The sequence below is a fragment of the Arsenophonus apicola genome (assembly GCF_020268605.1).
GTDB classification, from domain to species: Bacteria; Pseudomonadota; Gammaproteobacteria; order Enterobacterales; family Enterobacteriaceae; genus Arsenophonus; species Arsenophonus apicola.
The window spans coordinates 24,036-48,937 of sequence record NZ_CP084222.1 but is presented as its reverse complement, the minus strand read 5'-3'; the positions used below and the strand labels follow the sequence as shown (position 1 = coordinate 48,937).

The following is a 24,902-nucleotide window of genomic DNA, read 5'->3' as shown; positions in this document are numbered from 1 at the left end:
ATTTACGATTTATTGGGTGGTTTATAAACAATGAATACTTAGTATAAATGTTCGAAAATACTTTGAATATGGAATTTTATACATTAACAATAGGGAAATCGTCTATGCTTTTACACAAATGGCAGATTGGCCTTGATATACATCATAATAAAATTCAACTTGTGGCTGCTACTCGACACAGACATGGCTGGCAACTTCGCGAATGTTGGCAACATTCTTTACCAATCATTAAAACCCAAGATACTGAAACCCAAAATATTCGTATAACCACGCTAAAAAATATCCTGCAACAATGGTGCAAAAAACTACCTAACAATTGTGATGCAAGATTCTCTTTATCGACATTACAAATCCTAAAATCTCACTTCCTTTTACCCGAAAAAATAACACTAACTGAACCAGAAATTGGCTGGCTGGTCCATAGTAAAGCTGAAACCCTATTTCCTATGGATATCAGTGAGCTTGTTCTGGATTATCGTATTTATCAAAAGCAAATTTACCTTTGTGCGACTAGACGTAGTGATATTGTTTTTTGGTCTGAATTATTGCATGAAGTAGGTTTTTCACTTTCTGTCATCGATATATCTCCTAATGCCCTTCGTTACTTAGCACACAAAGCCTCTATTACTGATAACACTTGGCTTATTTATCGGCGACAACAAGAGTGGATATGTGCTGGCCCTTTATATCAATCAATACACTACCAGCCACTTGAGATAACTGAGGTAGACTCTATAGAAAAACTAGTATTATTACTACCTAAAGAAACCCAACAACAACCTAATACTATTTTTTACCTCGGTAACGATATAAAGCATCATCATTTTTCCACTTGGTCTCTGTTAGATTCTTTTCAATATTACTCTATCAAGTTACCAAAAGATTTCCATAATTTTGCGATCGCCGCAGGTTTAGCCCTTCGTGAGGTAGATAAATGATTTATCAAGTCAATTTTCTGCCATGGCAGAAAAAACGCCTTAAACAACGCCATTATGATTGGTTATCTCTCTTTTTTATACAAATTTCAAGTTTACTAATAATTCTGTTTTTTATATTTGATAGACATAAACAGCAATACCTTCATTAACAATATTTACTTGATAATGAAAAAATAGAAATTGCTGCCATTGAACAACAACTTGCTAACATTAAGCAACAGCGACAGCAACTTGATCAATTAACTCAACAACTCAATACGTTAATTTAAATCGCTAACCACAACAAACGACAACTTTATTTACTAAAACAAATTCCAAATATTCTGCCAACAGGTAGTTGGTTAGAAGGGCTTTCAAGCCAAGGAGATAAATTAATAATTGAAGCAAATAGCCATGATTATCATGAAATTTTATCGTCCATGCGCCAATTAACCGAGCAAAAGTTAGTAACTCAAATCCAATTAGAAACAATACAACTAACCTCACAGAATATTCAAAAAACCACATTAAATGCAAACTGGCTACGTTCGGAGGAACAATATGATAAAAAATAAAATATATGAATGGTTTTACAGGCCATTATGGAAACAGCTTATCCCACAATGGTTAACGCTTTTTTTAATTTTTCTCTTTTTCTTTATTTTTTATTGGTCAAAACATTCTTTAATCATTAATGAAATGAATCAACAACGGAAAAACAACAGACAACATATCAATATATTAAAAATACAACTTATACAAAACATAACAAAAAACAAATTAAAAACTCTGCTAAACAAAAAGAAACAACAAATAACAGACTTACTTACTTCAATACCGACATCTTCTCTGGTTTCTGCTCAATTTAATTTTCCGCTACCTACTTCAGGTGAAAAACTCATCTATTGGCAACAACAAAATCAAAATAATCGTGTAGATTACTATTTCACAATTTTAACAAGCTATTATCAATTAATTGCCTTTGTCGAAAACTTACAAAAAACCCATCCACTCCTCCTTATTCATCAGCTAAAAATAACACCCAAAAAAATAACTTATATTGCGAATTCATTCTCTCATCCATAACAAAAAGTCTAACATAATGAATTTACTTAATTTAATATTAATTGTAGTTTTAATAACATTATTTAGCGTTAATGCTATAGCCGCCAGAGAACCCTTTACCCCGCCAAAAATAGAAGAAATTATTGAAAACAATGTTACTCATACATTACCAATACCTGAAGAAAAGAGTGATATACATTATCTAACTTACCCCCTGCAATATGCTGAAGCAGAATTATTAGCATCTCAACTTTCACAAAAAAATCCCCCCTTACTCACCAAAAAAGGAAAAGTTTTCGCCGATAAACAGACCAATAACTTAATTTTTGAAGATACTCAGAGACACATTGAACGGCTTCAATCCTGGCTAAAAAAAATTGATATTCCACAACAACAAGTACAAATCACAGCCTATATTATCAATACAAGTCGAGAGGCTTTATATGAACTAGGTATCTTTTGGGAACTCAGTGCCGATAAAATGAACCAAGTCGGAATTAGCAGGCTGAATATTCATCAACCAACACCATCTTCAATTCCACATATCGCTTTCAATATTGCCAAAATTAAAAGTCACTTATTGTCACTGGAATTGAGTGCTTTAGAACAAGAAAATCAACTATCTATCATTGCCAGCCCCAGATTGATGGCCTCTCATAACCAATCGGCCAGCATTAAGCAAGGCACAGAAATTCCTTATATCATTCAAAGTAATAAAAAAAGTCAGATAAAATTTAAAGAAGCAATACTAGGAATGGAAGTTACGCCTACCATTTTACGAGGAGGTAAAGTTCGTCTATCGCTAAAAATTAGTCAAAATAGCCCCAATACTACTCTACTAGCAAATACTTACCAACATATTGCAATTAATAAACAAGAAATATCAACGCAAGTTACGATTAATCATGGAGAAACACTTATTTTAGGTGGAATTTTCCAACAGAAAAAAAACAATCAACAACAAAAAATTCCTTACCTAGCAGAAATTCCTTTCTTTGGCCAGTTATTCACCAAAGATGGAAAACAAACTTATCACAGAGAATTAGTCATATTTATAACACCTCAATTAATTAATATTTAATAAAATATAGTAACCAATAATTATTTTTTATAATATAACTTCATACTAAAAGGCGCTAAAAAGAGCAAAAATCATCCGATTATTGTGAATAATGGATTATAAATTTGACGATAAGAAAGATTTAGCTTACAAAGTTAAATATTTGGCGAAATAAACAATGTAAGTGCGTACACTCGATGATAAAACCTTTATATGTACGATTAAAGTTGCATTTTTAGCTAATCTATTGCGATAATTTTTATATCCAATTTAATATCATTCATAATCGGCAGCAAATAATACGCTTTCCGTTTAGATATCGACGTGGTTTTCAAATTGATTGATGTTAAACTTAGTGCGCAAACAAACTTAAAGACGAATACTTGAGCTTTGTAATACTGTATATTACGTATTACGAGACATTTGGGATTTTAAACCTGTGAAGAAATACTGCTATCAGTTATGTTCCAAAAACAGGCCCTCCGATATAATTCAGAAAAAACTGAATGTATTTGGGATTTTTTTGCTTTTATATGCAAGAAAAGGTGTCAATACTCATGAGGTTTCAATTATAGGTCCCGTTGCTAATTTGATTGGCGGGGCGGGTTATCATTAACGAATAATCTTAGTAATACCAAAAACATGGCAGAGAAACGTAATATCTTTCTGGTTGGGCCTATGGGCGCCGGAAAAAGTACTATTGGTCGCCAGCTAGCGCAGCAACTTAGTATGGAGTTTTTTGATTCCGATCAAGAAATTGAACGACGTACTGGTGCTGATGTGAGTTGGGTATTTGATTTGGAAGGCGAAGAAGGTTTTCGGGAACGTGAAGAAAAAATCATCAATGAGCTTACAGAAAAACAAGGAATTGTCCTAGCAACAGGGGGAGGATCGGTAAAATCAAAAGAAACACGTAACCGTTTGTCTGCTCGCGGGGTGGTCGTTTATCTTGAAACAACGATTGAAAAACAAATGGCACGAACACAACGCGATAAAAAAAGACCTTTATTGCAAGTAGATCAGCCTGCTCGTGAAGTTTTAGAAAAACTCGCTCATGAACGTAATCCACTTTATGAAGAAATCGCAGACATTACTATTCATACCGACGATCAAAGTGCAAAAGTGGTTGCTAACCAAATCATTGGATTATTAGAAAATACTTGATTTCAATAAATCAACATGAATGACTGATTGACATGCCATAAAGGTAAAATCAATATGGAAAAATTGACAGTTACACTTGGTGAACGGAGTTACCCTATTAGCATCGCCTTTGGTTTACTTAACTCACCTGACGCATTTTTGCCGCTTAAAAGTGGCGATTACGCGATGATTGTAACGAACAAAACGCTACATTCCCTTTATTCTACAAGAGTAAAAACTACTCTTACAAAAATGGGCGTCAAAGTTGATGAGATCATTCTACCTGATGGAGAACAGTACAAAACATTAGCTATTCTTGATACCGTCTTCACTGCTTTATTGGAAAAAAATCATCCTCGAAGCACCACTCTTATTGCCCTTGGGGGCGGAGTTATTGGTGACTTGACAGGATTTGCTGCCGCCTGCTACCAAAGAGGCGTTCGTTTTATCCAAGCACCAACCTCACTTCTATCTCAAATTGACTCATCTGTTGGAGGAAAAACAGCTGTCAATCATCCGTTAGGTAAAAATATGATTGGTGCTTTCTATCAACCTATATCGGTTATTATTGATTTAGATAGTCTAAAAACATTACCAGCACGTCAGTTCTCTTCAGGCTTAGCAGAAATTATTAAATATGGAATTATTCTAGATTATGATTTTTTTTGTTGGTTAGAAAAAAACATTAGTAAACTATTTGAGTTTGACGAAAAAACAATAAGTTATTGCATCCGGCGTTGCTGTGAACTAAAAGCAGAAATCATCGCCATAGATGAAAAAGAAATTAATGGAAAACGTGCATTATTGAACTTAGGACATACCTTTGGTCATGCTATTGAAACTGAATTAGGCTATGGTTGCTGGCTACATGGCGAGGCAGTTGCTGCAGGTATCGTGATGGCTGCAAAAACTGCAGAGTTAATCGGCCAATTTGATAATAATGATACTCAACGCATTTTAAACTTACTGAGGCAAGCAAATCTTCCCACTAAAGGACCAGCAAAAATGGCTGCTGAAGCTTATTTACCTCACATGATGAGAGATAAAAAAGTAGTTAATAATCAACTTAATCTGGTGCTACCTAAATCTATTGGTAATGCAGAATTATACTCTAATATAAGCCATGAGATTGTTTTAAAAGCAATTAAGCAATGCCTATATGCAGATTAAACCGTGATTGAGATAGCAAGATAGCTATAGTGACACTATAATAAATATCCATATTTTAGAATCAAACTGCACAAAAAATCATCTTTATCCATGATATGAGGTCATTCACCTTAAAGGGAGGGGAAATGGACGAGTTTAAACCAGAAAGAGATCCTCAAGATCAAAGTAACTTCCGGCCAGATACTTCAGATAGGCCTGTATTACGTTCACGTCAACAAGGATCTAAACATCATCTAGCTTCTCGGCAACATGTCATGATAGGTATCGCTGTTTTGGTTCTATTATTACTCATTATCGCGATTAGCTCAGCACTTAAAGCACCAACTAATCATGAGAAAGAACATAACTCTGTAACAAATAATGAACGTAACATTGATATTTCTAAATCAACAACTCTGTCAAATGAGTCTTCTATATCTCAAGAACAAAACCAACCACAAAACGTAACTATGCCTTCAATTAGTGATACCCCAACTGAAGGAACGTTGCCTCCAGCTAACCAAGGGCAAGGTAAACGTATTGAAATTCCTGGTGACGTTGTTGATGCTTTACGGCAGGGCCAAACATTGCCGACTACAAAGCAACAATTGGTTGAAAATTCAACATCAACAATACTTCCTTCGACTACACCACCTAAAATCGTTGAACCAGTTAAAACTAATCCTGAAACAAAAACAAAACCTATAGTTCGAACACATACAAACCATAGTGGTGATTTATTATCAGCCCCAGCAAGTAATTACACCCTACAATTAAGTAGTGCTAGCCGTTCAGACTCCCTAGAAGCATTTGCTAAAAAAAATCGCTTAACTAATTATAAAATCTATAAGACCGTACGTAATGGACAACCGTGGTATGTTCTTATCCATGGTAATTACCACTCAGTCAGTGAAGCAAAAAACGCAATTTCAACTTTGCCCACTTCTGTGCAGGAAAAAAAACCCTGGGTTAGAAAATTTCAGCAAGTTAAGCAAGATCAAAAATAAAGAATTATTAGGCGCAAATATGCTGTCCTAAACAGAGATATACCAAAAACTCTGGAACATTTAGATAAAATTTGGCGGCATGAAGAAAAAACGCGCTTTTTTAAAATGGGCTGGCGGTAAATATCTTCTGGTAGAAGAAATTAAAAAATATCTACCAGAAGGTGATTGTCTGGTAGAGCCATTTGTCGGGGCAGGTTCAGTATTTTTGAATACCAACTATAATGCTTACATCCTAGCTGACATTAATAATGATCTTATCAATTTATATAATACCGTAAAATACCATGCTGATACATTTGTACAGCATTCACGTAAGCTTTTTAACTCTGAGTTTAATACGCCTGAGCAATACTACCGTTTACGAACTGAATTTAACCTATGTAATAATTCTCAACGCCGTAGTGAACTATTTTTATATCTTAATCGTCATTGCTACAATGGTCTTTGTCGCTATAATTCAAAAGGTGAATTTAACGTTCCATTTGGTCGTTATAAAAAACCTTATTTTCCCGAAGATGAACTCTATTGGTTTGCTGAAAAAGCACAAAAAGCTATTTTTATCTGCCAAACCTATCAAGAAACATTGCTATCAGTAAATAAAAGTGCTGTTGTTTACTGTGATCCACCCTATACACCGCTTTCAGATACAGCTAATTTTACCGCCTATCATACAAATAGTTTTGGCAACAAAGAACAATACAATCTGGCTCAAATCGCTTATCACTTATCATCAACACGCGGAATACCAGTATTAATATCAAATCATGATACACCAGCGACTAGAGAATGGTATCATCACGCCAAGCTAAATGTTGTTAAAGTACGTAGAACAATTAGTCGCAATAGCCTTGCTCGTAGAAAAGTCGACGAACTTTTGGCATTCTATAATCCAACTTATAAAAAAAAGTAAAAGGTAAAAAACAAATCGGAGATAATAATGAAAGATTTTCTGATTGCCCCCTCTATTTTATCCGCAAATTTTGCATGTTTAGGTGAAGATACTGAGAATGTAATTAAAGCTGGAGCAGATATTGTCCATTTTGACGTGATGGATAACCATTATGTCCCCAATTTAACTTTCGGCCCAATGATATGTAAAGCATTGCGCGATTATGGTATTAAAGCTCCCATTGATGTACATTTGATGGTAAAACCAGTAGATAGACTGATCCCAGATTTTGCTAAAGCTGGTGCAACCTATATTACCTTTCACGCTGAAGCAAGCGAGCATATTGATCGCACATTACAATTAATTAAAGATAACGGATGTAAAGCCGGGTTAGCGTTTAATCCTGCAACACCATTGAACTATTTAGATTACGTAATAGATAAATTAGATATGATCCTAATTATGTCGGTAAATCCTGGTTTTGGTGGGCAATCTTTTATTCCACAAACCCTAAATAAATTGCGTCAAGTTCGTAAAATGATTGATAGTAATGGTTATAATATTCGCCTAGAAGTTGATGGTGGCATCAATGTTAATAATATTATTAATGTTGCAAATGCAGGCGCTGACACTTTTGTCGCAGGTTCTGCAATCTTTAATCAACCAGATTACAAAACTGTCATTGATGCTATGCGTAAAAAATTAGCTGAGGCGATTTAATGACATTAAAAAAATTAACCGATATTCAAGCTATCGCATTTGATTTGGATGGTACATTAGTCGACAGTGTTGGCGGATTAGCTGATGCCTTAGATCATGCTTTAATTAATCAGCAATTACCTGCTGCCGGTAAAGAACTTGTTTCCACTTGGGTTGGTAATGGTGTCGATATTATGATAGAACGCGCATTAACTTGGGCAAATATTAAAATTACACCAAAAATAAAAAATAATATTCATCAACTATTTGATAAAATTTATGCAACAACAGTCATAACAGGTAGTCAGCTTTTTCCTGGAGTAAAAGAAACATTAGCAGAATTAGCCAAACAACCTTTTCCAATGGCAATCGTCACCAATAAACCAACACCATTTATTGCCCCTTTATTAAAAAAATTAGCAATTAATTCTTATTTTTCTTTAATATTAGGGGGAAATGACGTAAAAGAGAAAAAACCCCATCCGGCTCCACTATATCTTACAATGGGAAAATTTGGCCTACATAAAAATCAATTATTATTTGTCGGCGATTCTCATAACGATATCTTAGCTGCTAAAGCGGCTGGCTGTCCTTGTGCGGGTTTAACTTATGGATATAACTATGGTGAATCTATCGCATTAAGTAAACCAGATTATGTATTAGATAATTTTGCCGATCTACTTCCTGCGTTAGGACTACCACCTTTGAAAATTCTGGAATCGTAATATGAATACACCCCCAATAAAATCAACTAATACTCTCAAAAAACCTATTGTATTCAGTGGGGCTCAACCGTCTGGGGAATTAACCATCGGCAACTATATTGGCGCATTACGTCAATGGGTTCACATGCAAGATAAATATGACTGTATTTATTGTATTGTTGATCAACATGCCATTACAGTCCGTCAAGATCCCAAAGAGTTAAGAAAGCGTACGCTTGATACATTAGCCTTATATCTAGCTTGCGGTATCGATGTTAAAAAAAGTATTATTTTTGTTCAATCCCATGTTCCTCAACATGCTCAACTTAGCTGGGCCCTTAACTGTTACACCTATTTTGGTGAATTAAGCCGCATGACACAATTTAAAGACAAATCAACCCGTCATGCTGAAAATATTAATGCTGGATTATTTGATTATCCAGTATTAATGGCTGCAGATATTTTACTTTACCAGACAAACCAAGTCCCGGTTGGTATTGATCAAAAACAACATTTAGAATTAAGCCGTGATATCGCTCAACGTTTTAATTCGCTCTATGGTGAAATATTTACTATACCCGATCCCTTTATTCCGGAAAAAGGCGCGCGGGTTATGTCTCTACAAGAACCGCAAAAAAAGATGTCAAAATCAGACGATAATCGCAATAATGTTATAACCTTATTAGAAAATCCTAAATCAGCAGCTAAAAAGATAAAACGTGCTGTCACTGACTCTGACGAGCCACCACAAATTTACTATGATTTAGAAAATAAACCGGGTATTTCTAATCTAATAGATATCCTTTCTGGCATAACAGCTATATCTACCTCGGAGATAGAAAAACAATTTGCTGGAAAAATGTATGGCGATCTTAAAAACACTGTTGCTGAAGCTGTTTCTGATATGTTAATAAATATCCAAAGTCGTTTTGATGAATTTCGTAATAACGAAAAATTATTAAATGATATTATGTCTGAAGGTGCTAGCAAAGCAGAGGCTCGCGCTCAAATAACGCTTAGTAAAGTTTATGATGCTATTGGTTTTATTAATCCTATAAAAAATTAACTCTCTTCTCCCCGTAAAATACGTGGGAGATTGACACTAAGAATAAATTATTTATAAAAATTAATAACAATGAAAAGTAAAATAAGAGCAAATCTTTATTTTATTAATATATTTATCAAACAAGGAAACAATATTTAGTAAAAGAAATTATTTTTTTCAACTGATTATATAAACAATTAACAGTGTTTTGTAATTTTTATTGTTATATTTTTAATTGTTATCCCAAAAATATTAGTAGGCCAGTAAGTAATCTGGCACCACTAACATTGAAAAGAAACAAACAGGTATCGTCAATGTTATTTTACTTTTTGCGCAAAACGTTTCGCAGCTTCATCCCAGTTAACAACCGACCAAAAAGCTTTAATATATTCAGGACGACGATTTTCATATTTAAGGTAATAAGCATGTTCCCAAACATCAAGCCCTAAAATAGGATAACCAGAAACACCGGAAATAGACTCACCCATTAACGGATTATCTTGATTAGCTGTCGAAACAACCGCCAGTTTTCCATCCGATTTCAAGACTAACCACGCCCAACCAGAACCGAAACGAGTTGCAGCCGCTTTTTCAAAGATTTCTTTAAAATTTTCTACACTATCAAAATCACGTTCAATTGCCGATTTCAGCTCACCTTTTAGTTCAGTACCAATTTTTAATCCAATCCAAAACATACTATGATTGGCATGCCCGCCTGCATTATTGCGTAAAAAGGTACGCTTATCAGATGGCACTTTATCTAAATTTTGAATTAAATCATATATATCAAGTTTGGCAAGCTCAGGAAAATCTTTTAAAGCATCATTGGTATTGTTGACATATGTTTGGTGATGTTTGGTATGATGGATCCTCATTGTCCTTTCATCAAAATGTGGCTCTAGTGCCCCATATTCATAAGGTAGGGAAGGTAATGTATAGCTCATTTTCATTAACTCCTGTTACTGAAATATAAAATAAATGTTTTAATCAATACTTATTTTACAAGGATTACCATCATATTGAAAACAATTATAAACAATACATTTTTTAAGGTTTTTTATTATCTATAAAAAACAACTCATTAATTACATCAAAATAAAAATTACAATAAAAAACATCAATTAAATGAATTTAAACATAATAATTAATTAACAAACAATTAAAATAAAATGAAGCAGCAACATTTACGTGATCACTAACACAAAAAAAAAACAAATTCTTACACATAGGGTTAGTTAATCGCTATTTAGCATATGATTAACCCAAATGAGGAGAAGAAAAATATGATATCAACATTCAAGTACCCCATTCCTACTGAAATTGCCGCACGTACCTTAATTAATAAAAAACAGTATTTACAAGATTATCAATTATCACTTGAAGATCCTGACGCATTTTGGCGAGAAAAAGGTCAAATCGTTGATTGGATAAAACCTTATACCAAAGTAAAAAACACTTCATTTGACCCGGGTCACATTAACATCCAATGGTTTGAAGACGGCACTTTAAATTTAAGTACTAACTGCCTAGATCGCCATTTACAATTACGTGGTGATCAAACTGCAATCATTTGGGAAGGCGATGACCCATCACAATTTTATCATATAACCTACCGCCAACTTCATCATGATGTCTGTCTATTTGCCAATGCGTTAAAAAAACTAGGCATCAAAAAAGGCGATGTTGTTGCCATTTATATGCCGATGATACCTGAATCCGCTATCGCCATGTTAGCATGCACACGCATTGGCGCTATTCACTCTGTTATCTTTGCTGGATTTTCACCAGAAGCTATTGCAGGACGCATTACTGACAGTAAAGCTAAACTTATTATTACCGCAGATGAAGGGTTAAGAGCAAATCGTACTATACCGCTGAAAAAAAATGTTGATGAAGCGTTAAAAAACCCGACTGTCAAAACAATTAATAATGTTATTGTTTTTAAGCGAACCGGTAATCAAATCGACTGGCAACAAAAACGTGATCACTGGTGGCATGAAATTATTAAAGGGCTTAACGCTGATTGTCCTGCTGAAGAAATGAATGCAGAAGATCCTTTATTTATTCTTTATACCTCAGGTTCAACAGGTAAACCAAAAGGCATTTTACACACCACTGGAGGCTATTTAGTTTATATTTCTCTTACTTTCAAATACGCCTTTGACTATCAGGCAAAAGAAACTTATTGGTGTACTGCTGATATAGGTTGGATAACAGGTCATAGTTACTTAATTTATGGCCCTCTATCCAATGGCGCCACTACGTTAATGTTTGAAGGAGTACCTAACTATCCAAGTATAAACCGTATGAGCCAAGTAATTGATAAACATAAAGTAAATATTTTATATACTGCACCAACGGCAATACGTGCTTTGATGGCCGAAGGTGATAAAGCTATTGAAGGTACCCAGCGTAATTCTTTAAAAATTTTAGGCTATGTCGGTGAACCTATTAACCCAGAAGCTTGGGAATGGTACTACAAAAAAATAGGTAATAGCCATTGCCCTATTATTGATACATGGTGGCAAACTGAAACCGGCGGTTTTATGCTTTTACCTTTACCGGGAGCTACTGAACTTAAACCAGGATCTGCCACATTACCTTTTTTTGGTATTAAGCCCGAGCTTATTGATAACTTGGGTAATTTACTTGAAGGTATTGCTGAAGGCAATCTTGTCATCATGGATTCGTGGCCAGGGCAAGCTAGAACAATTTATGGTGACCATGAACGCTTTGAACAAACCTATTTTTCACTATTTAAAGGTATGTATTTCAGTGGGGACGGTGCTCGCCGCGATGAAGACGGTTATTATTGGATAACCGGTCGTGTTGACGACGTTTTAAATATTTCGGGCCATCGTTTAGGTACAGCCGAAATCGAATCCGCACTTGTAGCCTTCCCTAAAATTGCTGAGGCTGCCGTCGTTGGTGTTCCACATAATATTAAAGGACAAGCAATTTACGCCTACATTACATTAAATCATGGAGAAAAACCTTCAACAGAACTTTATAATGACGTACGCAATTGGGTGCGTAAAGAAATTGGTCCAATAGCCACACCAGATATTCTTCATTGGACTGATGCTTTACCAAAAACTCGCTCAGGTAAAATTATGCGACGTATTCTAAGAAAGATTGCCACTGGTGATATAAACAATTTAGGAGATACATCAACCTTAGCCGATCCTAGTGTTGTTGAAAAATTACTAGAAGAAAAGGATTCAATCAATATTTCTAGTTAGATTAGTCAATTACCAATAATAAACTCTAAAAATATTAACAAAGATGGTCGATAAAATAGATATAATTCAACTATAAAATATATTATTCATTAACATAGATTTATTATTTATATAGAAAAGCCACCTTTATAGGTGGCCTTGATATTTTAAGCTTAGCAGTTCCCTACTCTCACATGGGGAGACCCCACACTACCATCGGCACTACGGCATTTCACTTCTGAGTTCGGCATGGGATCAGGTGGAGCTACCGCGCTATAGCTACTAAGCAAATTCTTTTCTATTTATATTCTATCGAACATTCAAATAGCGCATTCATCAAATTAATAATTAAAATTATAGATAAACAACGACTAACCAAACTGTCCTGTCACATATTTATTTCACTAATGGCCTCAGCCATTAGCATTAAATTAACGTCTGGCAGCTCCCTACTCTCACATGGGGAGACCCCACACTACCATCGGCGCTACGGCATTTCACTTCTGAGTTCGGCATGGGATCAGGTGGCACCACCGCGCTATTACCGCCAGACAAATTCTTTTTTCGCTATCCTGTTTCGTTACGCTACTGCCTCGGGCGCTCATCTCGGCTGCCTCTCGCTATGCGCAGGCCATCTCGCCCGTTGACTTCTAGCGCCGTAACCGCTTACAGGCACCAATCTCTGAACAAGCTAAAATCTCTTCTCTCTTCTCAAAACACCTTCGGTGTTGTCAGGTTAAGCCTCTCGGGTCATTAGTACTGGTTAGCTCAACGTATCGCTACGCTTACACACCCAGCCTATCTACGTCCTCGTCTCGAACACCCCTTATAGGACATTACTGTCAGGGAAGACTCATCTTGAGGCAAGTTTCCCGCTTAGATGCTTTCAGCGGTTATCTCTTCCGCACTTAGCTACCAGGCGATGCCATTGGCATGACAACCTGTACACCAGTGGTGCGTCCACTCCGGTCCTCTCGTACTAGGAGCAGCCCCCCTCAATCTTCCTTCGCCCACGACAGATAGGGACCGAACTGTCTCACGACGTTCTAAACCCAGCTCGCGTACCACTTTAAATGGCGAACAGCCATACCCTTGGGACCTACTTCAGCCCCAGGATGTGATGAGCCGACATCGAGGTGCCAAACACCGCCGTCGATATGAACTCTTGGGCGGTATCAGCCTGTTATCCCCGGAGTACCTTTTATCCGTTGAGCGATGGCCCTTCCATTCAGAACCACCGGATCACTAAGACCTACTTTCGTACCTGCTCGCGCCGTCACGCTCGCAGTCAAGCTGGCTTATGCCTTTGCACTAACCTCACGATGTCCGACCGTGATTAGCCAACCTTCGTGCTCCTCCGTTACTCTTTGGGAGGAGACCGCCCCAGTCAAACTACCCACCAGACACTGTCCTCAGCCCGGATTACGGGCCCAAGTTAGAACATCAAACATTAAAGGGTGGTATTTCAACGTCGGCTCCATGCGAACTGGCGTCCACACTTCAAAGCCTCCCACCTATCCTACACATCAAGGCTCAATGTTCAGTGTCAAGCTATAGTAAAGGTTCACGGGGTCTTTCCGTCTTGCCGCGGGTACACTGCATCTTCACAGCGAGTTCAATTTCACTGAGTCTCGGGTGGAGACAGCCTGGCCATCATTACGCCATTCGTGCAGGTCGGAACTTACCCGACAAGGAATTTCGCTACCTTAGGACCGTTATAGTTACGGCCGCCGTTTACTGGGGCTTCGATCAAGAGCTTCGCCTTACGGCTTACCCCATCAATTAACCTTCCAGCACCGGGCAGGCGTCACACCGTATACGTCCACTTTCGTGTTTGCACAGTGCTGTGTTTTTAATAAACAGTTGCAGCCAGCTGGTATCTGCGACTGGCTTCAGCTCCATGGGCGAACCACTTCACCTAACGCCAGCGTGCCTTCTCCCGAAGTTACGGCACCATTTTGCCTAGTTCCTTCACCCGAGTTCTCTCAAGCGCCTGAGTATTCTCTACCTAACCACCTGTGTCGGTTTGGGGTACGATTAATGGTTACCTATCGCTTAGAGGCTTTTCCTGGAAGCCGGGCATCAACTACTTCACCACCTTAGTGGCTCGTCATCACGCCTCAGTGTCTTGGTCATGCGGATTTGCCGGCATAACCCACCTACACGCTTAAACCGGGACAACCGTCGCCCGGATAGCCTAGCCTTCTCCGTCCCCTTCGCAGTCACCCTTAGTACGGGAATATTAACCCGTTTCCCATCGACTACGCTTTTCAGCCTCGCCTTAGGGTCGACTTACCCTGCCCCGATTAACGTTGGACAGGAACCCTTGGTCTTTCGGCGAGCGGGTTTTCACCCGCTTTATCGTTACTTATGTCAGCATTCGCACTTCTGATACCTCCAGCAGACCTCTCAGTCCACCTTCGACGGCTTACAGAACGCTCCCCTACCCAACAACATTGCTGTCGCTGCCGCAGCTTCGGTGCATGGTTTAGCCCCGTTACATCTTCCGCGCAGGCCGACTCGACCAGTGAGCTATTACGCTTTCTTTAAATGATGGCTGCTTCTAAGCCAACATCCTGGCTGTCTAAGCCTTCCCACTTCGTTTCCCACTTAACCATGACTTTGGGACCTTAGCTGGCGGTCTGGGTTGTTTCCCTCTTCACGACGGACGTTAGCACCCGCCGTGTGTCTCCCGTGATTACATTCTTCGGTATTCGGAGTTTGCATCGGGTTGGTAAGTCGGGATGACCCCCTAGCCGAAACAGTGCTCTACCCCGAAGATGAGTTCACGAGGCGCTACCTAAATAGCTTTCGGGGAGAACCAGCTATCTCCCGGTTTGATTGGCCTTTCACCCCAGCCACAAGTCATCCGCTAATTTTTTCAACATTAGTCGGTTCGGTCCTCCAGTTAGTGTTACCCAACCTTCAACCTGCCCATGGCTAGATCACCGGGTTTCGGGTCTATACCCTGCAACTTGACGCCCAGTTAAGACTCGGTTTCCCTACGGCTCCCTATGCGGTTAACCTTGCTACAGAATATAAGTCGCTGACCCATTATACAAAAGGTACGCAGTCACCCCATCCTCAAATGTCCCGCTTGTCTTTGCGGCCAATCTTGTCCGCTTTTTTAACTTCCGCTGCTCGTGTACTTTTAGGTACACTGCGCTGCGGCTTGAAAAAACCGAACAACCTTGTTGGCAAAGCCTGCGCTGTTATTGTGATGGTATGCCATCACCCAACTGCCGAGGCACTTGAGTGATGGGGCTCCCACTGCTTGTACGTACACGGTTTCAGGTTCTTTTTCACTCCCCTCGCCGGGGTTCTTTTCGCCTTTCCCTCACGGTACTGGTTCACTATCGGTCAGTCAGGAGTATTTAGCCTTGGAGGATGGTCCCCCCATATTCAGACAGGATAACACGTGTCCCGCCCTACTCTTCGAGCTCACCATACTAACATCTTCGGATGCAGGGCTATCACCCTTTATTGCGCGCCTTTCCAGACCCTTCTCCTGATGCTAATATCGATGCTGACTCTGGGCTGCTCCCCGTTCGCTCGCCGCTACTGGGGGAATCTCGGTTGATTTCTTTTCCTCGGGGTACTGAGATGTTTCAGTTCCCCCGGTTCGCCTCGTTTGACTATGTATTCATCAAACGATAGTGCATTAATGCACTGGGTTTCCCCATTCGGACATCGCCGGCTATAACGCTTCATATCAGCTTACCGACGCTTTTCGCAGATTAGCACGTCCTTCATCGCCTCTGACTGCCTAGGCATCCACCGTGTACGCTTCATTCGCTTAACCTCACAACCCGAAGATGTCTTTATTTCACTATCATTCTGATAGGTTATGGCTGCGCGTACAGTAATTCTTTGTTGGGTAGTGCTCGCAATGCTCACGTACTTTTGTACGCTGCGCTTGCTGCGCGCTGGCCGCCTCGAATTCCTGACTGCTCGCTCATAACGCCTGCCTTCCTGACTGTGATGACACTTCACGTTGGAGTATTGAGAGTTCTCCACATTATTTTCTCAATAATGTGTGTTTCAATTTTTAGCTTGTTCCAGATTGTTAAAGAGCATAATTGTTAAACCAACTCGTTGAATTGGCTTAATCATTATCAAGTAAAGCACCGGCTTCACACATCGGTTCATGCGCGGCCTTTCTAATCACCGAAGTGGCGTCCCCTAGGGGATTCGAACCCCTGTTACCGCCGTGAAAGGGCGATGTCCTAGGCCTCTAGACGAAGGGGACTACAAGGTCTTCAGTCAATCTTAGATTGGCTTTACTCTCATCTTCATCAGACAATCTGTGTGAACACTCACATTCCATCTATCTCGGTAAGGAGGTGATCCAACCGCAGGTTCCCCTACGGTTACCTTGTTACGACTTCACCCCAGTCATGAATCACAAAGTGGTAAGCGCCATCCCGAAGGTTAAGCTACCTACTTCTTTTGCAACCCACTCCCATGGTGTGACGGGCGGTGTGTACAAGGCCCGGGAACGTATTCACCGCGACATGCTGATCCGCGATTACTAGCGATTCCGACTTCATGGAGTCGAGTTGCAGACTCCAATCCGGACTTCGACGTACTTTCTGAGTTCCGCTTCCCCTCGCAGGCTCGCCTCTCTCTGTATACGCCATTGTAGCACGTGTGTAGCCCTACTCGTAAGGGCCATGATGACTTGACGTCATCCCCACCTTCCTCCGGTTTATCACCGGCAGTCTCCTTTGAGTTCCCGACCGTATCGCTGGCAACAAAGGATAAGGGTTGCGCTCGTTGCGGGACTTAACCCAACATTTCACAACACGAGCTGACGACAGCCATGCAGCACCTGTCTCAGCGCTCCCGAAGGCACGCCTCTATCTCTAAAGGCTTCGCTGGATGTCAAGAGTAGGTAAGGTTCTTCGCGTTGCATCGAATTAAACCACATGCTCCACCGCTTGTGCGGGCCCCCGTCAATTCATTTGAGTTTTAACCTTGCGGCCGTACTCCCCAGGCGGTCGATTTAACGCGTTAGCTCCGGAGGCCACAGTTCATGACCACAACCTCCAAATCGACATCGTTTACAGCGTGGACTACCAGGGTATCTAATCCTGTTTGCTCCCCACGCTTTCGCACATGAGCGTCAGTCTCTGTCCAGGGGGCCGCCTTCGCCACCGGTATTCCTCCACATCTCTACGCATTTCACCGCTACACATGGAATTCTACCCCCCTCTACAAGACTCTAGCTAACCAGTCTTGAATGCCATTCCCAGGTTAAGCCCGGGGATTTCACATCCAACTTAATTAACCGCCTGCGTGCCCTTTACGCCCAGTAATTCCGATTAACGCTCGCACCCTCCGTATTACCGCGGCTGCTGGCACGGAGTTAGCCGGTGCTTCTTCTGTCGCTAACGTCAATTGCTAAGAATATTAACCTTAACACCTTCCTCACGACTGAAAGTACTTTACAACCCGAAGGCCTTCTTCATACACGCGGCATGGCTGCATCAGGCTTGCGCCCATTGTGCAATATTCCCCACTGCTGCCTCCCGTAGGAGTCTGGGCCGTGTCTCAGTCCCAGTGTGGCTGATCATCCTCTCAGACCAGCTAGAGATCGTCGCCTAGGTGAGCCTTTACCCCACCTACTAGCTAATCTCATATGGGTTCATCCGAAGGTGTGAGGCCTAATGGTCCCCCACTTTGCTCCTTAGAGATTATGCGGTATTAGCCACCGTTTCCAGTGGTTATCCCCCGCCTTCGGCCAGATCCCCATACCTTACTTCACCCGTCCGCCGCTCGCCGGCAAGAAAGCAGCTTTCTCCCGCTGCCGCTCGACTTGCATGTGTTAGGCCTGCCGCCAGCGTTCAATCTGAGCCATGATCAAACTCTTCAATTAAAAGTTTGATGCTCAAAGAATGTTTTACTGGCCGTAACGCTTCTTTTTGCCGCTTTGTCGACGTTTTAACGCCTTCGCTGTGGCCCAAAATCACGTTACTGCTTATTAGTTCATATATGAATTAACTGTTTTGTCACTCTTCAAGACTTAATCTTCAAATAGTTTTTGATGATGTCTTGCGAGTGCCCACACAGATTGTCTGATTAATTGTTAAAGAGCGTGCGACCCAGGTCGCGAGGTGGCGTATATTACGCTTTTCACCTGTAAAGTCAAGTAGTTATTTCTACTTTTCTTTACCCTAAGTCGATAAAATCCTCTTTAATTGATTCGTTCTATCCTGACTCAGTGGGGGCGCATTATAGGGAGTTTTACGCGGCAGGCAAGCAATAATTTGTAAACTTTAGCTGTTTGCTCTTTTTTTCGACAAAAACAATTTATTTATGCTTTAGCTAGCTCTAAATTTAAATTTTAAATTTATTGATAAGAATTATTTAGAAACAATTACCTAGCACAAAGCTATATAAGCAATGATTCATTAGATATCTGTTAGTGCTATAATTTTCTAAAATAAATAAAAGATAATCTATTTTAAAATCTGATTTATTTCTGTTTACCTTATTTTTTAGGTTATTAAATGTTAAAAACAACACAAAATATGTTTGGACTACCAGTCATAGCCGCAATGGCCTTTTTTATGCAGAGCCTAGATGCAACTATTTTAAATACTGCATTGCCTGATATAGCTAAAAGTCTTAATCATTCTCCTTTAGCAATGCAATCTGCTGTAATAAGTTATACATTAACTGTTGCTCTCCTTATTCCTATCAGTGGATGGTTAGCAGATCGTTTTGGTACAAGAAAAATTTTTATCTTTGCAGTTAGTCTATTTTCTTTAGGATCCTTCTTATCTGCAATGTCATTATCATTAGAATTTTTGGTTTTTTCTCGCATCATTCAAGGAATAGGCGGTGCAATGATGATGCCTGTTGCACGTCTAGCATTATTGCGAGCTTATCCACGCAGTGAATTACTACCTATTTTAAATTTTGTTACTATTCCTGGATTAGTTGGGCCTATATTAGGACCTTTACTGGGTGGTTTTTTAGTAACTTATACCAGTTGGCATTGGATATTTATTATTAATATTCCTATTGGTTTATTAGGTATTTTATATGCACTAAAACATATGCCTGATTTTAAAATGCCTAAACGCTGCTTTTATACCACAGGATTTATTCTTTTTGGTACAGGGATTGTGATGCTAACAGTGAGTTTAGATTTTTTTAATAACAAAAAATTAACCAATTATGCACCATTAATTCTAATTATGGGCGGCATTTTTTTACTTTTTCTTTATGTATTGCACGCAAAAAAAATCTCTTATTCGATTATTCCATTAAGTTTATTTAGTACAAGAACATTTTCTATCGGCATAGCTGGTAACATTATGACCCGTTTAGGTACAGGCTGTATTCCGTTTTTAATGCCGTTAATGTTACAAGTAGGATTTGGACACCCAGCGGTTACAGCTGGTTTAATGATGGCTCCAATGGCGATAGGCTCTATATCGGCAAAATCTGTTGTGACAAAAATATTAACTAACTATGGCTATAAAAAAACACTTTTTACAATAACATTTATTATTGGTTTAATTATTACTCAATTTTCATTGCAGTAACCTAATATGCCAATTTATGTTTTGATAATTCCTTTATTTTTACTGGGTGCAGTAATGTCTACACAATTTACAGCTATGAATACACTTACTCTAGCAGATTTAACTGAAAGCAATGCCAGTTCTGGTAATAGTATGTTAGCTGTAACCCAACAACTTGCTATCAGTTTTGGTATTGCGAGTAGTGCCGCAATTTTACACTTTTTTGAGTCGCTGCCTTATGGTGATCACATTGATAATTTTCATTATACATTTATTACTATAGGTCTAATTACGCTATCTTCTTCATTTATTTTCCTTCTGTTACAGCAAGAAGATGGACAAAATTTAATTAATAAAAAAGATCCTCAACAGTAAATATTTCGCGTAAATAGAACAAACCTAAAATAAATTAGGTTTATTTTTTTTTAATGAATTTACTAAAATTCAATAAATTAATTTGCAATAATTTTTTTAGACAGGAGAAGAGTATATGCAATTAGCTGAACGCATCGCTCAATTGAGCAACTACCTAGAAACTGGTTTATATGAACGGCAGCATACTATTCGCCTTTGTTTATTAGCCGCATTATCGGGAGAAAGTGTTTTTCTACTAGGTCCACCTGGTATTGCTAAAAGTATGATAGCCAGGCGGATAAAACAAGCCTTTAAAACAGTTAATTCATTTGAATATCTAATGACTCGTTTTTCAACGCCAGAAGAAATTTTCGGCCCACTTTCTATTCAAGCATTAAAAGAAGAAGGACGTTATCAGCGTTTAACGACAGGCTATTTACCTAATGCCGAAATTATCTTCCTTGACGAGATCTGGAAAGCCGGCCCTGCTATATTAAATACGCTGTTAACGGCAATTAACGAAAAAAAATTTAGAAATGGCTTTCAAGAAGAAAGTATTCCAATGCGATTACTTATCACCGCTTCTAATGAACTGCCAGAATCAGATAGTAGTCTTGAAGCTTTATATGATCGTATGCTTATTCGTTTATGTCTAAATAAAGTTCATAAAAAACAGAACTTTAGGGCATTATTAAATAGCCAAAAAGAAGAGAGTGTAAATATTGTTCCCAAACAACTTCAAATAAGTAATGAAGAATACGAAGAGTGGCAAGTAGAAATTAGCCAAATAAAACTACCGGATAATTGCTTTGAAATAATTTATCAATTAAGGCAACAAATTGATAATTTAGTTCCATCACCTTATATTTCTGATCGTCGTTGGAAAAAAGCTATCCATTTACTTCAAGCTAGTGCTTTTTTTAATGGGCGAGATGCAATATCACCTTTAGATATTATTTTATTTAAAGATTGCCTTTGGCATGATTTGCAATCCTTACAGCTATTAACACAATTAATTACTACGTTATTAATAGAAGAAGGTTGGCAACAACAAGCTATCACTAAGAAAATAGATGATCTTCATAATGAATGGCAGCAATCAACCCAAATTAATAATAATAAAACCGCTTTTAAATTAAAGAAAGAAAATCGTCTATTCAATCGCATTCCACATTATTCTGTATCCAAGCAAATTAATGAAAAAAACATAACATTATTTTTACATACCCCGCTTGTTTTACATAATATAAAAGTTATTTCAATTACATTAGATAAAAATTCAATCAACGATACATTAAATAAAGGAAAAATTTCTACTCGACTTAATGGTATTGGTTATCCTCAATTAATTTCAGCGCAAGTTAATAGCAAAAATCAATTGCAAGTGCTGGATGCAAGTAGAAAATCATCAACACTTTATTTAAACGAAAAAATAGATGAAAATAAATTAGATAAAAAATGGCTGGAAAAGCTCGAACAACTTAATTATTTAATTCAACAACAAAAATCTTTATTTAGTCATCATCAACCTTGTTTTTTTATTGAAAATCATTGGCTAGCAACTATTGAGCAAAGCTTTTTAACTCTAACAGAAAAATTATCTCAATTAAGAACGCAGATGATGAGCAAATAATCTATGTTAAATATCACAACGATTGATATGTTACTCTCCATTAATGAAATGGAGCTAATAGAAGAAATTGTTTTAACATTGCTTGCCACACCTCAATTAGTCCTTTTTTTCGAAAAGTATCCTAATCTTAAGCCTGTATTATTAAAAGATCTTTTAGCATGGAAAAAAAATTTATATCGTCAATTACAAGAGACCCTGTTACCAATTAAATTAACCGAAGAATTTACACTTTATCAGCAAAATTTAGCTATTGATGCAATAAAGTTTTTTGGCAATCTTCCGGTAACTATTAATAAACTAACGGACATAGACTCTACTTTTGTGCAAGAAGCCAATTATTTACAGGAAAGAATATCTCATGATCCCGCTGGACAATCGCTATTTATTCAACGCTGGCGTCTTAACCTTATTATTGAAGTGACAACTTTTAATAAACTGTTATTAGAGCAGGAAAAAGAACAATTATTGGCTGAATTAGAGCAACGATTGAAATTAACCGGAAATTTGACAGAAATTTTTAATCAAGATAATCAGTCTGCTGGTAAATTATGGGATATTAATAAAGGAGTTTTAACGCAATCTTCTAATAATATTCAATTGTTAATTCAGTATAGTCATTTTTTACAACAACAAGCTGAATTAGAAAAATTAGCCGAACTTTTAGGTAGAAGTAATCCGTTGAAATCTCAACAAAAAAAGCAGCAAATAATAGAGTCAAAAATCTTATTGGAAAAAATACCTGACCAAATACCAGAGCAAATTAGTGGTATAAATCACGGTAATGATATTTTACGTCTTTTACCCAGTGAATTAGCTATGCTTGGATTAGAAGAACTTGAATTTGAATTTTATCGCAAATTAGTCGAAAAACAGTTACTTACATACCGGTTACAAGGCGATAATTGGCAGCAACGCAAGATATTACATCCATCTATCAAGCATGAAGAAAAGCAACAACTAAAAGGGCCATTCATTGTATGTATTGACACTTCAGGTTCAATGGGAAAATTTAATGAGCATTGTGCTAAAGCTTTTTGTCTTGCTTTAATGAAAATAGCCATGCGTGACAACCGTCAGTGTCACATTATTCTATTTTCCATGGAAGTTATTCATTACGATTTATTAAACAATGATGGATTAGAGCAATTAATACAATTTTTTAATCAAACATTTAGTGGAGGAACCGATTTAGCTGCTTGTTTAAACAAATGCGTAGAAAAAATGCAACAACGGCAATGGAAAGATACAGATGTCGTTGTAATTTCAGATTTTATTGCTCAACGACTACCTGATAATTTAGTAAAAAAAATAAAAATTCAACAAGCTAATCAACAACATTTTCATGCTGTTACATTATCTAAATATGGAAAACCCGGTATCCTAAACATTTTCGATTACATCTGGCATTTTGATACCGGGCTAAAAAGTCGATTAACACGCTATTGGAAATAATTACAGCATATCCGCAATAACTGCATGACTTTCCGGTGACCATACACTACATTGAACTTGCCCAATATGCTTTTTCTGCAGTAATAACATTACTAAACGAGATTGTCCAATACCGCCACCTATTGTTTGTGGCATTTGACCTTTTATCAATGCTTGATGCCATTCAAAAGACATTCTATCTTCATCACCTGTGATTGCTAATTGGTATGTAAGCGCATCTGTATCAACACGGATCCCCATTGAAGAAATTTCAAATGCATCCTGTAAAATAGGGTTCCAAACAATAATATCACCATTTAAACCGGCATAACCCTCACCGTTAGGTGTTGTCCAATCATCATAATCAGGAGCACGTACATCGTGAGCAAGGCCATGCGATAATTTGCCACCAATACCAATAAGAAAAACTGCACCTAATTCTTTAGCTATTTCACGTTCTCTTCCTTTAGCATCAAGATCAGGATAGCGTTGTAATAGTTCTTCACTATGAATAAAATGAATTTGCTCAGGTAAGAACGGATCTAAATCAAATTCTGTGCTAACTGCTTTTTCTGTTTCCTTGATTGCTTGATAAATTTTCATTACCGTCTGTTTTAAATAATCAAGAGAGCGCTCATCTTTAAGCATTACTTTTTCCCAATCCCACTGATCTACAAATACAGAATGAATCGGTGTCAGACGATCTTCATCTGGACGCAATGCTTTCATATGGGTATAAAGCCCTTGTCCAGGTTTAAAATCAAAACGACCTAACGTCTTACGTTTCCATTTAGCCAATGAGTGTACAACTTCAAAAACAGAATCTGGCATCGATTTTACTTTAACTTGCACTGCTTTTTCACGACCAGAAAGGTTATCCTGAACCCCATCACCGAGACGACTTAAGATAGGTGCTTGAACTTCAATTAAAGCTAACTCTTTTTCTAATAAACGTGAAAAATATGATTTAACAAAACTAATTTGTTGTTGTTTTTCGATGAATGACTTTTCCATTTTCTTACCCCATAATCTGTAGCATTATTTGCTTTG

The 24,902-nt window shown here is 38.0% G+C and carries 16 protein-coding genes, 1 tRNA gene, 4 rRNA genes and 1 pseudogene; 15 read left to right on the top strand and 7 right to left on the bottom strand.

Features of this window, described 5'->3' with window-relative positions:
* Window positions 1–104: 104 nt before the first annotated feature.
* From pilM to trpS, 11 genes are all read left to right on the top strand, one after another.
* Window positions 105–938, top strand: coding sequence for a pilus assembly protein PilM (gene pilM, locus LDL57_RS00215; RefSeq protein WP_180559305.1), 834 nt, complete (start codon window positions 105–107; stop codon window positions 936–938).
* A gap of 269 nt (window positions 939–1,207) precedes the next feature.
* A complete protein-coding gene (locus tag LDL57_RS18035) occupies window positions 1,208–1,492 on the top strand; it encodes a PilN domain-containing protein (protein ID WP_180559325.1) in 285 nt (94 codons plus the stop codon).
* Window positions 1,479–2,003, top strand: coding sequence for a hypothetical protein (locus tag LDL57_RS00205; RefSeq protein ID WP_180559304.1), 525 nt, complete (start codon window positions 1,479–1,481; stop codon window positions 2,001–2,003). The genes LDL57_RS18035 and LDL57_RS00205 overlap by 14 nt, the downstream gene beginning before the upstream one ends.
* Before the next feature lie 16 nt (window positions 2,004–2,019).
* Window positions 2,020–3,063, top strand: a complete 1,044-nt coding sequence (locus tag LDL57_RS00200; protein WP_225506694.1) for a secretin GspD/PilQ domain-containing protein — start codon at window positions 2,020–2,022, stop codon at window positions 3,061–3,063.
* Window positions 3,064–3,684: 621 nt separating this feature from the next.
* Window positions 3,685–4,206 carry a shikimate kinase AroK gene (gene aroK / locus LDL57_RS00195; RefSeq protein ID WP_026823190.1) on the top strand — a complete coding sequence of 174 codons (522 nt, stop codon included), beginning with the start codon at window positions 3,685–3,687 and terminating at the stop codon, window positions 4,204–4,206.
* 54 nt (window positions 4,207–4,260) lie between these two features.
* Window positions 4,261–5,355, top strand: a complete 1,095-nt coding sequence (aroB, locus tag LDL57_RS00190) for a 3-dehydroquinate synthase (RefSeq protein WP_225506684.1) — start codon at window positions 4,261–4,263, stop codon at window positions 5,353–5,355.
* 125 nt (window positions 5,356–5,480) lie between these two features.
* Window positions 5,481–6,341: an SPOR domain-containing protein gene (locus tag LDL57_RS00185; protein ID WP_180559301.1), complete on the top strand. Its 861-nt coding sequence runs from the start codon at window positions 5,481–5,483 to the stop codon at window positions 6,339–6,341.
* 79 nt (window positions 6,342–6,420) lie between these two features.
* The gene (gene dam, locus LDL57_RS00180) at window positions 6,421–7,251 is read left to right on the top strand and encodes an adenine-specific DNA-methyltransferase (RefSeq protein WP_180559300.1); all 831 of its coding nucleotides are present in this window, start codon (window positions 6,421–6,423) and stop codon (window positions 7,249–7,251) included.
* Between the two features lie 27 nt (window positions 7,252–7,278).
* On the top strand, window positions 7,279–7,950 hold the full coding sequence (gene rpe, locus LDL57_RS00175; protein ID WP_180559299.1) for a ribulose-phosphate 3-epimerase: 672 nt from the start codon (window positions 7,279–7,281) through the stop codon (window positions 7,948–7,950).
* A complete protein-coding gene (locus LDL57_RS00170; RefSeq protein WP_180559298.1) occupies window positions 7,950–8,654 on the top strand; it encodes a phosphoglycolate phosphatase in 705 nt (234 codons plus the stop codon). The genes rpe and LDL57_RS00170 overlap by 1 nt, the downstream gene beginning before the upstream one ends.
* 1 nt (window position 8,655) lies before the next feature.
* The gene (gene trpS / locus LDL57_RS00165) at window positions 8,656–9,699 is read left to right on the top strand and encodes a tryptophan--tRNA ligase (RefSeq protein ID WP_180559297.1); all 1,044 of its coding nucleotides are present in this window, start codon (window positions 8,656–8,658) and stop codon (window positions 9,697–9,699) included.
* Between the two features lie 296 nt (window positions 9,700–9,995).
* Here trpS and sodA read toward each other — a convergent pair whose 3' ends face one another.
* Complete coding sequence (sodA, locus tag LDL57_RS00160) at window positions 9,996–10,622, bottom strand: superoxide dismutase [Mn] (RefSeq protein ID WP_180559296.1); 627 nt, start codon at window positions 10,620–10,622, stop codon at window positions 9,996–9,998.
* 339 nt (window positions 10,623–10,961) lie between these two features.
* Here sodA and acs point away from each other — a divergent pair, with 339 nt between their 5' ends.
* Complete coding sequence (gene acs / locus LDL57_RS00155; RefSeq protein WP_180559295.1) at window positions 10,962–12,920, top strand: acetate--CoA ligase; 1,959 nt, start codon at window positions 10,962–10,964, stop codon at window positions 12,918–12,920.
* A 150-nt stretch (window positions 12,921–13,070) separates the two neighbouring features.
* Here the strand turns inward: acs and rrf (LDL57_RS00150) are convergent.
* The 5 genes from rrf (LDL57_RS00150) to LDL57_RS00130 form a co-directional block, all read right to left on the bottom strand.
* Window positions 13,071–13,186, bottom strand: a 5S ribosomal RNA gene (rrf, locus tag LDL57_RS00150).
* A gap of 149 nt (window positions 13,187–13,335) precedes the next feature.
* Window positions 13,336–13,451 (bottom strand): 5S ribosomal RNA (gene rrf / locus LDL57_RS00145).
* A gap of 180 nt (window positions 13,452–13,631) precedes the next feature.
* A 23S ribosomal RNA gene (locus tag LDL57_RS00140) occupies window positions 13,632–16,701 on the bottom strand.
* A gap of 371 nt (window positions 16,702–17,072) precedes the next feature.
* Window positions 17,073–17,148, bottom strand: a tRNA-Glu gene (locus tag LDL57_RS00135).
* Between the two features lie 87 nt (window positions 17,149–17,235).
* Window positions 17,236–18,777 (bottom strand): 16S ribosomal RNA (locus LDL57_RS00130).
* The 16S, 23S and 5S rRNA genes sit together here with 1 tRNA gene alongside, the layout of an rRNA operon.
* Before the next feature lie 634 nt (window positions 18,778–19,411).
* Between LDL57_RS00130 and mdtD the strand changes: the two are divergent.
* The 3 genes and pseudogenes from mdtD to viaA all read left to right on the top strand — a co-directional run bounded on the left by mdtD (window position 19,412) and on the right by viaA (window position 23,873).
* Window positions 19,412–20,809: pseudogene (mdtD, locus tag LDL57_RS00125) on the top strand (multidrug transporter subunit MdtD).
* Window positions 20,810–20,924: 115 nt separating this feature from the next.
* The gene (gene ravA / locus LDL57_RS00120; protein ID WP_225506682.1) at window positions 20,925–22,421 is read left to right on the top strand and encodes an ATPase RavA; all 1,497 of its coding nucleotides are present in this window, start codon (window positions 20,925–20,927) and stop codon (window positions 22,419–22,421) included.
* A 3-nt stretch (window positions 22,422–22,424) separates the two neighbouring features.
* A complete protein-coding gene (gene viaA, locus LDL57_RS00115) occupies window positions 22,425–23,873 on the top strand; it encodes an ATPase RavA stimulator ViaA (protein WP_225506680.1) in 1,449 nt (482 codons plus the stop codon).
* On the opposite strand, the gene asnA is transcribed toward viaA, so the two are convergent.
* Window positions 23,874–24,866, bottom strand: a complete 993-nt coding sequence (gene asnA, locus LDL57_RS00110; RefSeq protein WP_180559118.1) for an aspartate--ammonia ligase — start codon at window positions 24,864–24,866, stop codon at window positions 23,874–23,876. It abuts the gene before it with no gap.
* Between the last annotated feature and the right edge of the window lie 36 nt (window positions 24,867–24,902).

What these genes read in the sequence shown, in the direction of transcription:
- pilM (WP_180559305.1), top strand. Translation starts at nt 105, where the DNA reads ATGCTTTTACACAAATGGCAGATTGGCCTTGATATACATCATAATAAA.
- LDL57_RS00205 (WP_180559304.1), top strand. Translation starts at nt 1,479, where the DNA reads ATGATAAAAAATAAAATATATGAATGGTTTTACAGGCCATTATGGAAA.
- LDL57_RS00200 (WP_225506694.1), top strand. Translation starts at nt 2,020, where the DNA reads ATGAATTTACTTAATTTAATATTAATTGTAGTTTTAATAACATTATTT.
- aroK (WP_026823190.1), top strand. Translation starts at nt 3,685, where the DNA reads ATGGCAGAGAAACGTAATATCTTTCTGGTTGGGCCTATGGGCGCCGGA.
- aroB (WP_225506684.1), top strand. Translation starts at nt 4,261, where the DNA reads ATGGAAAAATTGACAGTTACACTTGGTGAACGGAGTTACCCTATTAGC.
- LDL57_RS00185 (WP_180559301.1), top strand. Translation starts at nt 5,481, where the DNA reads ATGGACGAGTTTAAACCAGAAAGAGATCCTCAAGATCAAAGTAACTTC.
- dam (WP_180559300.1), top strand. Translation starts at nt 6,421, where the DNA reads ATGAAGAAAAAACGCGCTTTTTTAAAATGGGCTGGCGGTAAATATCTT.
- rpe (WP_180559299.1), top strand. Translation starts at nt 7,279, where the DNA reads ATGAAAGATTTTCTGATTGCCCCCTCTATTTTATCCGCAAATTTTGCA.
- LDL57_RS00170 (WP_180559298.1), top strand. Translation starts at nt 7,950, where the DNA reads ATGACATTAAAAAAATTAACCGATATTCAAGCTATCGCATTTGATTTG.
- trpS (WP_180559297.1), top strand. Translation starts at nt 8,656, where the DNA reads ATGAATACACCCCCAATAAAATCAACTAATACTCTCAAAAAACCTATT.
- sodA (WP_180559296.1), bottom strand. Translation starts at nt 10,622, where the DNA reads ATGAGCTATACATTACCTTCCCTACCTTATGAATATGGGGCACTAGAG.
- acs (WP_180559295.1), top strand. Translation starts at nt 10,962, where the DNA reads ATGATATCAACATTCAAGTACCCCATTCCTACTGAAATTGCCGCACGT.
- ravA (WP_225506682.1), top strand. Translation starts at nt 20,925, where the DNA reads ATGCAATTAGCTGAACGCATCGCTCAATTGAGCAACTACCTAGAAACT.
- viaA (WP_225506680.1), top strand. Translation starts at nt 22,425, where the DNA reads ATGTTAAATATCACAACGATTGATATGTTACTCTCCATTAATGAAATG.
- asnA (WP_180559118.1), bottom strand. Translation starts at nt 24,866, where the DNA reads ATGGAAAAGTCATTCATCGAAAAACAACAACAAATTAGTTTTGTTAAA.